This is a genomic window from Azospirillum formosense (assembly GCF_040500525.1).
Classification (GTDB): domain Bacteria; phylum Pseudomonadota; class Alphaproteobacteria; order Azospirillales; family Azospirillaceae; genus Azospirillum; species Azospirillum formosense_A.
The window spans coordinates 651,263-663,443 of record NZ_CP159402.1 but is presented as its reverse complement, the minus strand read 5'-3'; the positions used below and the strand labels follow the sequence as shown (position 1 = coordinate 663,443).

Genomic DNA, 12,181 nt, shown 5'->3' with positions numbered 1-12,181 from the left:
GCAAAACGGTCAAGAATTGTGTGCGAAAAATCCATGCTTGTCCATGGGCAACCACGTCCGCTTGCCGTGGCGTCCGCCCGCCGCTCCGCCGGTGGTCCGGATCACCTTATATTCGCGTCAGGATCGCCGTTCCCATGCCTGAAGTGATGATCAACGGTCCGGCCGGACGTCTGGAAGGGCGCTACACACACGGCACGATCCCCAACGCGCCGATGGCCTTGCTGCTGCATCCGCACCCGCATCACAACGGGACCATGAACAACAAGGTGGTCTTCACCCTGTTCCAGTCCTTCACGAAGCGCGGCTATTCGGCCCTGCGCTTCAATTTCCGGGGGGTCGGCCGCAGCCAGGGCGCCTACGACAAGGGCGAGGGCGAACTGGCCGACGCGGCGGCGGCTCTGGACTGGCTGCAGACCCACAACCCCAACGCCCCGGTCTGCTGGATCGCCGGGGTGTCCTTCGGGGCCTGGATCGGCATGCAGCTTCTGATGCGCCGCCCGGAGATCGACGGCTTCGTGTCCGTCTCGCCGCCGGCCAACCTGTTCGACTTCTCCTTCCTGGCGCCCTGCCCCTCCTCCGGCCTGATCATCCACGGCGACAAGGACGAGCTGGTTCCGGGGGCGGCGGTGAACAAGCTGGTGACCAAGCTGTCGCACCAGAAGGACATCCGCATCGACCACCGCGTCGTGCCGGGCGCCAACCATTTCTTCGCCAACCGCAGCGACGATCTGGCGGTGCAGGTGGACGACTATCTGGACCGCGCGATGGGCAACCCCGTCGCCGCCGTGGCGGAATGAGCGGCCGGGTGAGTGTCGGCATGACTGGGGGAGTGGCCGTTGCGAAGACCCTTCGCCTCACCGCTGCCGCCGGCCTCGCGGCGCTCCTGCTGTCCGGCTGCAGCAACGCCCAGATCGCCAGCACCTTCGGCAACTGGTGCAGGCACACCGACAAATGCACCGACAACAGCCGCCCGCGCCCCTGACGCGACGCCATGAGCCGGATGGGCACCGTCGCGCGGACCGCCATGGCGTTGGCGGTGCCGGTGGCCTTGTGGCTCGGCGGAGCGCTGACGCTCCTCGCAGCGCTGGCGATCCGGACCCCTTACCTGTTCTCCATCCGCTCCTGGGCTTTGGCGGCCGTGCTGTGCGCGGGAGCGCTCGGCGTGGCCCTGGCCTCCTGGCGGTTGCCGAAAGGACGACGCCCGCTGGGCTGGCTCCTGATTGCGCTCTGCGCGGCGGGCCCTGCGGTCGCGCTGGCCATGGAGGGCCGTTTCCTGCTGCAGAAGCAGCGGGTGCTGGCCGCCCGCGGTGCCATGGCGCGGGATATCGGCCGTCACCTGATGGTCGGCTACGGCACCCTGGCCGACATCGAGCCGCTGGCGGCCAACGGCCTGATCGGCGGGATTTTTGTCACCCGCAGCAACATCGCCGCCCGTTCGGCGGAGGGGTTGCGCGCCGACATCGCGCGCCTGCAGGCGCTGCGCCGGGAAGCGGGACTGCCGCCGCTGGCGGTCGCCGCCGACCAGGAGGGCGGGATCGTCTCCCGCCTGTCGCCGCCCCTGACCGCCCTGCCGCCCCTCGGAACGCTGGCGGATCAGCCCGCCGATCAGCGACGGGCCGCGGCGCTGGCCTACGGCGCCGTCCATGGCCAGGAGTTGGCCGGCCTGGGCGTCACCATCAATTTCACCCCCGTGGTCGATCTGCGAACGGACGACCCGGCCCATCCGCTGGACTTCGGCAGCCAGATCGCCCGCCGCGCGATTTCCGACAATCCGGCCATCGTCACGGAGGTCGCGGTGGCCTATGGCGAGGCGCTGCGGCAGGCCGGCGTCACCCCGACATTGAAGCATTTCCCCGGCCTGGGTGGGGTGGCCGAGGATACGCACATCATCGGCGCCACCCTGCACACCCCCACCGACGCGCTGGAGCGGCGGGATTGGCGCCCCTTCCGGGAAACCCTCGGGCGGCTCGACGCCTGGCTGATGGTCGGACACGCCACCCTCGCCGCGGTGGACCCGCAGGCGCCGGCCTCGCTGTCCCGGCCTGTGGTCGGGGGTCTGCTGCGGGGGAACTGGGGGTTTCGGGGAATCATCGTCACCGACGACATGACCATGGGCGCGGTCTTCAACGGCGGGCTCTGCCGGGGCGCCGTCGCGGCGTTGAACGCCGGGGTGGACATCCTCCTGGTGTCCTACGACTGGGAGCAGACCTTCCCGGCCCTTGACTGCCTGATCGACGCCGGACGCGACGGTCGGCTGGACAGCGCGGCGCTGGCGCGAAGCCGCCACCGGCTGGATGCCGGTCGCCTGAAGGCCGCGGCTCCCTAAGGCGTCACACCACGTGGAAGCGCCCGCCGCTCATCGGCTGGGGCACGCCGGTCGTGGACGGCAGGCTGAGCGGCAGGCCCTTGCGGCTGCGCACCGCCAGATAGGCGAAGGCCTCGGCCTCCAGCGCGTCGCCGTTCCAGCCCACCGCCTCCACCGGATCGACCGGAACGCCCAGCCGATCGGCCAGCATGCCCATCAGAGTCGCGTTGTGCCGCCCACCGCCGCAGACCAGCCAGCGCAGCGGCGCGGCCGGCAGGTGCGGGACGATGCGGGCGACCGACGCGGCGGTGAAGGTGGTCAGGGTCGCCGCCCCGTCCGCCACCGACAGGCCGCGGACGGGCGCCGGGTCGAAGGCGTCGCGATCCAGCGACTTCGGCGCCGGCAGGTCGAAATAGGGATGGGCGAGCAGCGCCGCCAAGGCGCCCTCGTCCACCGCGCCCGCCGCCGCCAGCGACCCGCCGGAATCGTAGCGGGCGCCCTGCCCGGACAGCACCCAGTCGTCGACCAGAGCGTTGCCCGGCCCGGTGTCGCAGGCGATCACGTCGTCCACGCCCGCGCCGATCCAGGTGACGTTGGCGACGCCGCCGATGTTCAGCACGGCCAGCGGGCGCGGCAGGGCGTCGGCCAGCGCGCGGTGGAACAGCGGCACCAGCGGGGCGCCCTGCCCGCCCGCCGCCACATCCGCCGTGCGGAAGTCGTCGACCACGGCGATGCCGGTCGCCCGCGCCAGCCGCGCGCCGTCGCCGATCTGCCAGGTGCGGCGCTGCGCCGGGTCATGGAAGATCGTGTGGCCGTGGAAGCCGATCAGGTCCACCGCCGCGGCCTCCGTCCCGGCCTCCGCCAGCAGGCGGCGCACCGCGTCGGCATGGGCGTCGGTCAGGGCGCGCTCCACCGCCTCCACCGGCCCCTTGCCGCCGAGGCAGGAGCGCAGCTCGGCGCGGAAGCCGTCCGCGTAGGGAATGGTCACGAAGGCCAGCGGCTCCACCCGGCGCTCGCCGTCGGTGCGGACCAGCGCCGCGTCGATCCCGTCCATGGAGGTGCCGCTCATCAGCCCGACGACCGTCCGCATTCCCTGTCTCATTCCATCGGGCCCCAATCCCTTGTCGAGTCAGCCCCGAGAATTGTGGGGCCGCGCGTTCCATGCTAACAGACGCGACCCTGGACCCTACCACGACAGCCGGATCGCGGCCATGACGACGCTGACATCGGATTTCCTCCGCACGCTGCAGGAACGCGGCTTCATCCACCAGTGCACCGACCTCGCCGGGCTCGACGAGCGCGCGGCGAAGGGGCCGATCATCGCCTACATCGGCTTCGACTGCACGGCGGACAGCCTGCATGTGGGCAGCCTGCTGCCGATCATGATGCTGCGCTGGCTGCAGAAGACCGGCCACAAGCCCATCGTCCTGATGGGCGGCGGCACGACCAAGATCGGCGATCCGTCGGGCAAGGACGAGGCGCGCCAGCTCCTCACCGACGAGGCCATCAACGCCAACATGGCGGGCATCAAGCGCATCTTCGGGCGCTACCTGTCCTTTGGCGACGGCGCCACGGACGCGGTGATGGTCAACAACGCCGACTGGCTGGACGAGCTGAAATACATCCCGCTGCTCCGCGACATCGGCCGGCATTTCACGATCAACCGCATGATGACCTTCGAATCGGTCAAGCTGCGGCTGGACCGTGAGCAGCCGCTGACCTTCCTGGAATTCAACTACATGATTCTCCAGGCCTACGACTTCGTGGAGCTGTTCCGCCGCGAGAAGTGCATGCTCCAGATGGGCGGGTCGGATCAGTGGGGCAACATCATCAACGGCGTCGAGCTGGGCCGCCGCACCGACGGGGCGGAGCTGTTCGGCCTGACCACCCCGCTGCTGACCACCTCGTCGGGCGCCAAGATGGGCAAGACCGCCGCGGGCGCGGTGTGGCTGACCGCCGACAAGCTCAGCGCCTATGATTTTTGGCAGTACTGGCGCAACACCGAGGACGCCGACGTCGGCCGCTTCCTGCGTCTCTACACCGAGCTGCCGCTGGACGAGGTGGCGCGGCTGGAGTCCCTGGAGGGCGCCGGCATCAACGAGGCCAAGAAGATTCTCGCCCACGAGGTGACCAAGCTCGCCCACGGCGAGGAGGCCGCCCTGGAGGCCGCCGAGACCGCCCGCCGCACCTTCGAGCAGGGCGCCGCCGCCGAGGGCCTGCCGAGCATCGACGTGCCCCGCGCCGAGCTTGAGGCCGGCGTCGCGCTGGTGGACCTGCTGGTGTCCGCCGGGCTGGCCGCGTCGAAGGGTGAGGCCCGCCGCCTCATCAAGGGCGCCGGCGCCAAGATGAACGACGCCGCCATCCCCGACGAGGCCGCCAAGGCCACCGCCGCCGACCTGAACGCCGACGGCGTCATCAAGCTGAGCGCCGGCAAGAAGCGTCACGCGCTGGTCAAGGCGGTGTGAGGCACCGCTGAATCCCTCTCCCGCCCCGGGGGAGGGTGCCTGCGACAGCGGGCGGGTGAGGGTAAAGCCAGGGAGCGGGCACCAGCCCTGTTGCCGGCACCCTCACCCTCCCGCCGCAATGCGGCGGGCCCCTCCCTCTCCTGAGGCGGGAGAGGGACAATCATCCCCCTACTTCTCGAAAGTCCCCGGCGACGGCGCTTCCTTGCCCTCGCCCCCCTCGCCCAGGAAGAACAGGTTGCGCAGGAAGCCCGGCGCCAGCATGGCGAGCGGGTTCACCGTCACGTCCGGGTCGGCCAGCGGGCCGCGGACGTGCCAGGTGGCGCTGAAGATGCCCTGCCCCTCGCCACCGCTCAGCGCGTCGCCGAGCAGCGGGATCTGGCCGATCAGCCGGTTCAGCCCGTAGATGGGCACGATGGTGCCGCGCAGGTTAGCGGTGTCCGTCTCGATGTCCACCTCCCCCGTCAGCGTCAGGCCGAGCGCGGAGCCGGAGGTGCGCAGATCCTTCACGGTGAGCAGGCGGCCGTCCTTGCGGTAGTCGCTGACCGCCCGCCCGAACCGGATGCCCTTGCCGCCGCCCATCAGCTCGGCGAAGCCGGACGGCGAAATGGCGTTGAGGATGCGGGCCAGAACCGGCGGGTCGATCAGCGCGTAGTCGGTCAGCTCCATCCGCCCTTCGATGGCGGCGTCGGCCCGCGGCTCCACCGTGCGGCCGGTGATCGCCAGCGCACCACCCTGCACCCGGTCGTTGATGTCGAGCGCGCGGAAGGTCGCTCCGGCGTCGCTGGCCGAGATGGCCACGTCGTAGAAGCCCTGGGCGCCCGGCAGGTAGCGCAGGGACACCGCCCCGTCGCGCCCCGCCTTGGCCGTCACGTCGAGCGCCGTCCAGGACAGGCTGTCGCGCCTGATCCGCCCGACCACGTCGGACAGGTGGCGGCCGTCGCCGAAGACGACGCGGTTCAGCTTCAGGTCGAAGTCGAGCGGCAGCGGCTTCTCGTCGGGCGGCCCCTGCTTCTTGCCGCCGGGCGGGTCGGCCTTGCCGGCCAGGACGCGGGCGTCCAGGCTCTGGCCGGTGATGGTCCCGGAATAGCCGCCCTTGCCGCCGTCATGCACCGTCACGTCGGCCCTCAGGTCGGTCTGGCCGACCGACATCTGGCTGACCGCCACCTTGGTGACCGCCATGGTCTGCGGGGCGAGGTCGACGACCGCCTGGGCGCGCAGCCCCCCGGCATCGACGGACAGGCCGGTGACGCGGGTCACCCGGTCCTTCTGGAACTCCAGCGCCAGCTTGCCGGTGCCGGGCACGCCGGGGCGCTTCTCCCAGCCCAGCTCGTCGATGCGCAGATGGGTCTTTTCCAGGTTAAGCCCGGCGGTCAGGCCGAAGCGGCGGCGCTGGTCGACGGTGAACAGCACGTCCGCCCCCAGCGGCCCCGCGACATGCTCGCCGAGGTCGATGCCGTGGCTGCGCAGGTCCTTCGCGTCCACGTCGCCCTTCACGGCGATGCGGGTGCGCGGCCCCTTGGCGGTGGAGGTGAACTGCTCCTTCCAGTCGATGGTGACGGGGATGCCGTCCAGCTTGGTGGTGCCCTTCACCGTCATGGCGTTCATGTCGAGCGCCAGCGTCAGGTCGCCCTCGGTCGCGGTCAGCCCGGCGGCCACCTTCTCCACCCCGACGCCGCGCAGCTTCGCCGCGACGTCCAGGTTCAGCTGCTCCACCTTCAGGTCGACCAGCAGCGGGAACTGGAAGTGGAGCTGCGCGTCGGCCTGCCCCTGGGTCTTCTTGGGGTCGAGGTCGAGGCGGCTGGGATAGCCCAGCGGCGGGCTGTCCAGAACGGTCAGGATGGTGCGCACCGGCCCGCGGACTGGGACGCGGATGTCCATGGTCTCCTTGCCGGTGTCCAGGCCGCCGATGACGATCGTGCCTTCGCCGAGCTGGACGTCGTCGATCCGCCCGCCCTTGGTGTGGATGGTGAAGGTCTTGCCGTCGGTGGTCACCTCCGCCCCAACGCCGGAGACCTTGGGCAGCGGGTGGAAATAGTCCACCGTCATGTCCTCGGCCTTGATGCCGGCCTGGAACTGCGTCACGTCAATCGCCGACAGGTCGGACAGCGGCCCGGCGGCCCGCACGGTGGCCGTCGCCTCCGGCACGACGCCGTGCGACAGGTTTTCGGTCACCCACTCCCGCGGGTTCTTCCCCACCCCCAGCGGCCACAGCCGGGGCAGCTCGTCCGCCGGCACCCGGCGGGCCGTCACGGCGGCCTCCACCGACAGGCGGGCGTCCGGCGTGCCCAGCTGGTCGATGGTGGCCCGCGCGGTTCCCTCCACGGTCGGCCCGCCGAGGTCGATGGCCAGCCGCTCCACGTCCAGCTGGCCCGAGGCGCGGTCCCCCGTCACCGTCAGGGCGGCGGAGGCGACGGGCAGCGGCTCCGGGAACAGGTCCGGCCGGACGACGCGCCCGGCGCCGGCCGTCAGCTCCGCCCGGCCGCCGCGCGGCTGCCCGTCGGGGTCCAGCTCCAGGCTGGCCGTGCCCGACAGGGGAAGCTGCGCCGCGGCCAGAGGCGCCAGCGCCGGCGCGAGCCCGGCCAGAGCGGCGGGCACCAGCCCACCGAGCGTCGCGGTCAGCGACGCGCCCTTGTCGGGAACCTGCGTGCCGTCGAGGGCGAGCGAGGCCCGCCCGCCGCCCGCCGCCAGGTCGAGCCGCAGGCTGCCGCTGCGCTGCCCGCCCTGCTCGCGCAGGTCGCCCCGCCCGGCCATCGCCATCCCGTCGAACGCGAGGTCGAGCCGCTCCAGCTCCGCCCGCCGGCCAGGCACGTCCAGCCCACCGCGCAGCCGCAGACGGTCGACCCGGTAGGGGTCGGGCCGCAGCGTCGGCAGGCTGACCTCCCCGGCGCCGCCCTGCAGGTCGAAGCTGAAGCGCACCGGCTCGAACCGCGAATCCAGGGTGGCGTCGATGCGCCCGCCCAGCGGCACGGTCACCGCCGACAGCGGCGCCAGAAGCGGGCCGATCTTGGCCAGCGCCGCCGGCTGCAGCCCGTCGAAGCGGGTGGACAGCGCGGTTTCCGCGTCGGCCATGCGATGGACGCCCGACGCCTCCACCGCCGCCGTCCGCCCGTCGAGGTCGAGCAGCAGCTGCGCCCCGCCGACGATCTCCGTCCCGTCGCGAGTCAGCACGATGTCGGCGCGGTTGGCGTGCCAGGACAGGCCCAGCATGCGGTTCGTCACCGTCAGGTCGGCGCCGATGACGGTCAGCCGCCGCAGCAGGCCCAGCGGCCGGGCGATGTCCGGGGGCTGCATCAGGGTGGCGACGATCTCTCCCGCGAAATCGGGGCCGCCGTCCGGCTCCTCCTTCTCCGGCTCGCCGGGAGACGGGATCGAGCGCACGTCGAAATCCAGGCTGCCGTCAGCCCGGCGGACCACTTGAAGGCGCGGTCGCACGAGGTCGAGCCGGGTCGGCGACAGCTTGCCCTGGAACAGCGCGCGCACGGAGAAGCCGACGCCCAGCTCCGGCACCGCGGCAAGCTCGTCCCCTTCGGCGTTGACCGCGTGCACGTCGATGGCCCGCAGGTCCAGCCGGGTCAGCCCGTCGCTCTCCTCCTCGTCCACCCAGGACAGGACGAGTTGGCCGACATCGACGCGGTAGCGGCCCTGCGGGTCGCTCAGCGCCCGCTCCACATAGGGGGTCAGCGGGTCGAGCGCGATCGGCCCCTGGGCCAGCCGCCAGGCGAACAGCCCGCCGGCGGCGCCGGCGACGACGACCGCGCCCGCGGCGGTCCAGGCGAGAATCTTCGCGGTGCGCCGGATCACGGACGGTGTCCCGGCGACGATGCCCGCGTGTTGTCACAGTTGACCGAACCCTCGCGACCGCGCACCCTCCTGCTCAGTTCTTGTGCAGGGATAGCCGCGACCATGACCACCACGCTGCCGAAACCCTTCGACACCGCCCTCGCCGAACGCGGCCTGGAGCGCTGGCGCGCCGAGGCGGCGAACGCCGCGGACAATGACGGCGACGATGCCGGCGGCGACGCCCTGCGCGCCTGGGCCGAGGCGTACGCCGATTCGGCCGAGGGCCGGGCGCTGATCGACGCGGTGTGCGGCAACAGCCCGTATCTCGGCCAGATCATGACGCGCGAGCTGCCCTTCGTCCGCGAAATGGTGACGCAGGGGTACGGCGACGCCTTCGCGGCGCTGCTGCGCCGGTTGGAGGCGGACTGCGCCGAGGAGCGCAACATCGACCGGCTGATGGCCGCCCTGCGCGTCGCCAAGCGGCGGGCGGCGCTGCTGATCGCGGTCGCCGACATCACCGGCGCGTGGGAGCTGGAGGCCGTCACCGGCGCCTTGTCCGACATCGCCGAGACGTCGGTGCGGATGGCGGCAAACCACCTGCTGCGCCGCGCCGCGGAGGCGGGCACGCTGACGCTGCCGGAACCGCAGCGGCCATGGGTCGGGTCGGGCCTGATCGTGCTTGGCATGGGCAAACTTGGTGCGCGCGAGCTCAACTATTCCAGCGATATCGACCTGATCGTCCTGTACGACGACGCCGTCGTTCAAACGCCCCAGCCGGACAACCTCGCCCGCACGTTCATTCGTATCGCGCGCGATCTTGTCCGCATTATGGATGAACGGACCAAGGACGGCTACGTCTTCCGTACAGATCTGCGGCTGCGTCCCGATCCCGGGGCCACGCCGTTGGCGGTGTCCGTCTCGGCGGCCGAAATTTATTACGGCAGCGTCGGGCAGAACTGGGAGCGCGCGGCCATGATCAAGGCCCGTCCCATCGCCGGCGATCCGGAAGCGGGGGCGCATTTCCTGCGCTTCCTCGAACCGTTCGTGTGGCGGCGCCACCTCGACTTCGCGGCCATCCAGGACATCCATTCCATCAAGCGTCAGATCAACGCCCACAAGGGCCATCGTGAAGTGACGGTGAACGGCCACGACATCAAGGTCGGCCGTGGCGGAATCCGCGAGATCGAGTTCTTCGCCCAGACCCAGCAGCTCATTTTCGGCGGCCGCGACATCCGCGTGCGCATCGCCCCCACCCTGCTGGCCAACAAGGCGCTCTGCGCCATCGGGCGCGTGCCGGAGGCGGCGGTGGAGGAGCTGGAGGAGGCCTACCGCTTCCTGCGCCGGGTCGAGCACCGCATCCAGATGACCGACGACCGCCAGACCCACCAGATCCCGGAGGACGACGAGGGGGTGGCGCATCTGGCGACCTTCCTCGGCTACGAACGGGCGGAGGATTTCCGCGCCGACCTGCTGGCCCAGCTCGGCCGGGTGGAGGACCGCTACGCCGAGCTGTTCGAGGAGGCGCCGTCGCTGTCCGGCCCCGGCAACCTCGTCTTCACCGGCACCGACGACGATCCCGGCACGGTGAAGACGCTGGCCGGCATGGGCTACCGCGACCCCAGCCGGGTCATCGCCGTGGTCTCCACCTGGCACCGCGGGCGCTACCGCTCCACCCGCTCGGGCCGGGCGCGGGAGCTGCTGACCGAGCTGGTGCCGGCCATGCTGAACGAGCTGGCCAAGACGCCCGCCCCGGACGACGCGCTGGTCAAGTTCGACAGCTTCCTGGAGCGGCTGCCGGCGGGGGTCGGGCTGTTCTCGCTGTTCATCGCCAACCCCTGGCTGCTCGCCCTGGTGGCGGAGATCATGGGCACGGCGCCGCAGCTGGCCGAGACGCTGTCGCGCAACCCGTCGCTGCTCGACGCCGTGCTGTCGCCCGACTTCTTCGACCCGCTGCCCGACGCGGCGGGGCTGACGCCGGAGTACCGGCGCTTCATCGCCGGGGCGCACAATTTCGAGGACGTGCTGACCCTGTCGCGGCGCTGGACCAACGACCAGCGCTTCCGCGCCGGGGCGCACATCCTGCGCGGCATCACCGACGGCGACCGCTGCGGCCCCTTCCTCGCCGATCTGGCCGACGTGGTGGTGCCGGAGCTGGCCGCCCGCGTGGAGGAGGAGTTCGCCGCCCGCCACGGCCGCATCCCCGGCGGCGCCTGGGTGGTGGTGGCGATGGGCAAGCTGGGCAGCCGGCAGCTCACCATCACCTCCGACATCGACCTGATCGTGGTCTACGAGGTGCCGCCGGGCACGCGCCAGTCGGACGGGGCCAAGCCGCTGGCCCCCAACGAGTACTACATCAAGCTGACGCAGCGCCTGACCAACGCCATCACCGCCCCGATGGCCGACGGGCGGCTGTACGAGGTGGACATGCGGCTGCGCCCGTCGGGCAACGCCGGGCCGCTCGCCACCGCGCTGGACGCCTTCACCGCCTATCAGGCCAAGGACGCCTGGACGTGGGAGCACATGGCCCTGACCCGCGCCCGCGTCATCGGCGGCGATCCGGCGCTGGGCCGCAAGGTCGAGTCGGCGATCCGCGGCGTGCTGACCGGCCCGCGCGACCCGGCCAAGGTGCTGCGGGACGTCGCCGACATGCGCCGCCGCATCGACAAGGAGTTCGGCACCACCAACCCGTGGAACGTCAAATACGCCCGCGGCGGTCTGATCGACATCGAGTTCACCGCCCAGTATCTCCAGCTCCGCCACGGCCACGCGCATCCGGAGATCCTGTCCATCGCCACCAGCCGCGCCCTGCTCAACGCCGCCGCGGCCGGGCTGCTGGCGCCGGAGGTGGCGGAGGAGCTGGTGGCGACGCTGAAGCTGTGGCGCCGGGTGCAGGGTTTCCTGCGCCTGACCACCGACGGCGTGCTCGATCCGCGGCAGGTTTCGCCGACGCTGCGGGAGGGCCTCTCGCGCGCCGCCTTCCCGGACGAGGAGCCGGCGGTTGACTTCGCCGCGCTCGACAGCAGAATCCGGGACATCGCCGCCCGCGCCCACCGCCATTTCGTGGCGCTGGTCGAGGAGCCGGCGTCAAGGCTGCCTCCCCCAGAGACCAACGAAGAAGCCAAACTTCCATGAGCGATATCCAGACGCCCGCCATCGAGGTGGGTACCCCCGCCCCGGACTTCACCATGCCGACCGACGGCGGCGGCAGCGTCACGCTGTCCGCGCTGCGGGGCAAGCCGGTGATCCTGTACTTCTACCCGAAGGACGACACCTCGGGCTGCACGTCGGAGGCCTGCGGCTTCCGCGACCAGCTTCCGGACTTCAGCGGTCTCGACGCCGTCATCATCGGCGTGTCCAAGGACAGCGTGGCCAGCCACGACAAGTTCAAGGCGAAGTACGAGCTGCCCTTCACGCTGGCCTCCGACAAGGAGACCGGCGTCGCCGAGGCCTACGGCGTCTGGGTCGAGAAAAGCATGTACGGCCGCAAGTACATGGGGCTGGAGCGCGCGACCTTCCTGATCGACAAGGACGGCATCGTCCGCAATGTCTGGCGCAAGGTGAAGGTCACCGGCCATGTGGCGGCGGTGCTGAAGGCGCTGCAGGCGCTGTGATCGTTGCGGGACGCGGTGGG

General features: G+C 71.3%; 8 protein-coding genes. 6 read left to right on the top strand and 2 right to left on the bottom strand.

The window, feature by feature from the left end:
- The first annotated feature begins 134 nt into the window (after window positions 1-134).
- The 3 genes from ABVN73_RS03135 to ABVN73_RS03125 are packed head-to-tail and all read left to right on the top strand — an operon-like array spanning window position 135 to window position 2,326.
- Window positions 135-797, top strand: coding sequence for an alpha/beta hydrolase (locus ABVN73_RS03135; protein ID WP_109068538.1), 663 nt, complete (start codon window positions 135-137; stop codon window positions 795-797).
- A gap of 20 nt (window positions 798-817) precedes the next feature.
- Window positions 818-982: a hypothetical protein gene (locus ABVN73_RS03130; protein WP_353858888.1), complete on the top strand. Its 165-nt coding sequence runs from the start codon at window positions 818-820 to the stop codon at window positions 980-982.
- Window positions 983-991: 9 nt separating this feature from the next.
- The gene (locus ABVN73_RS03125) at window positions 992-2,326 is read left to right on the top strand and encodes a glycoside hydrolase family 3 N-terminal domain-containing protein (protein ID WP_353858887.1); all 1,335 of its coding nucleotides are present in this window, start codon (window positions 992-994) and stop codon (window positions 2,324-2,326) included.
- 4 nt (window positions 2,327-2,330) lie between these two features.
- Here the strand turns inward: ABVN73_RS03125 and ABVN73_RS03120 are convergent, their stop codons facing one another.
- Window positions 2,331-3,395 (bottom strand): anhydro-N-acetylmuramic acid kinase, encoded by a 1,065-nt coding sequence (locus ABVN73_RS03120; protein WP_353858886.1) that lies wholly within the window; start codon window positions 3,393-3,395, stop codon window positions 2,331-2,333.
- A 121-nt stretch (window positions 3,396-3,516) separates the two neighbouring features.
- Between ABVN73_RS03120 and tyrS the strand changes: the two genes are divergently transcribed.
- A complete protein-coding gene (gene tyrS / locus ABVN73_RS03115; RefSeq protein WP_353858885.1) occupies window positions 3,517-4,770 on the top strand; it encodes a tyrosine--tRNA ligase in 1,254 nt (417 codons plus the stop codon).
- 168 nt (window positions 4,771-4,938) lie between these two features.
- On the opposite strand, the gene ABVN73_RS03110 is transcribed toward tyrS, so the two are convergent.
- A complete protein-coding gene (locus ABVN73_RS03110; RefSeq protein ID WP_353858884.1) occupies window positions 4,939-8,571 on the bottom strand; it encodes a DUF3971 domain-containing protein in 3,633 nt (1,210 codons plus the stop codon).
- Window positions 8,572-8,673: 102 nt separating this feature from the next.
- Here ABVN73_RS03110 and ABVN73_RS03105 point away from each other — a divergent pair, with 102 nt between their 5' ends.
- On the top strand, window positions 8,674-11,682 hold the full coding sequence (locus ABVN73_RS03105; RefSeq protein WP_353858883.1) for a bifunctional [glutamine synthetase] adenylyltransferase/[glutamine synthetase]-adenylyl-L-tyrosine phosphorylase: 3,009 nt from the start codon (window positions 8,674-8,676) through the stop codon (window positions 11,680-11,682).
- The gene (gene bcp / locus ABVN73_RS03100; RefSeq protein WP_353858882.1) at window positions 11,679-12,161 is read left to right on the top strand and encodes a thioredoxin-dependent thiol peroxidase; all 483 of its coding nucleotides are present in this window, start codon (window positions 11,679-11,681) and stop codon (window positions 12,159-12,161) included. The genes ABVN73_RS03105 and bcp overlap by 4 nt, the downstream gene beginning before the upstream one ends.
- The last annotated feature ends 20 nt before the right edge of the window (window positions 12,162-12,181 follow it).

What these genes read in the sequence shown, in the direction of transcription:
- ABVN73_RS03105 (WP_353858883.1), top strand. Translation starts at nt 8,674, where the DNA reads ATGACCACCACGCTGCCGAAACCCTTCGACACCGCCCTCGCCGAACGC.
- ABVN73_RS03130 (WP_353858888.1), top strand. Translation starts at nt 818, where the DNA reads ATGACTGGGGGAGTGGCCGTTGCGAAGACCCTTCGCCTCACCGCTGCC.
- bcp (WP_353858882.1), top strand. Translation starts at nt 11,679, where the DNA reads ATGAGCGATATCCAGACGCCCGCCATCGAGGTGGGTACCCCCGCCCCG.
- tyrS (WP_353858885.1), top strand. Translation starts at nt 3,517, where the DNA reads ATGACGACGCTGACATCGGATTTCCTCCGCACGCTGCAGGAACGCGGC.
- ABVN73_RS03135 (WP_109068538.1), top strand. Translation starts at nt 135, where the DNA reads ATGCCTGAAGTGATGATCAACGGTCCGGCCGGACGTCTGGAAGGGCGC.
- ABVN73_RS03125 (WP_353858887.1), top strand. Translation starts at nt 992, where the DNA reads ATGAGCCGGATGGGCACCGTCGCGCGGACCGCCATGGCGTTGGCGGTG.
- ABVN73_RS03120 (WP_353858886.1), bottom strand. Translation starts at nt 3,395, where the DNA reads ATGCGGACGGTCGTCGGGCTGATGAGCGGCACCTCCATGGACGGGATC.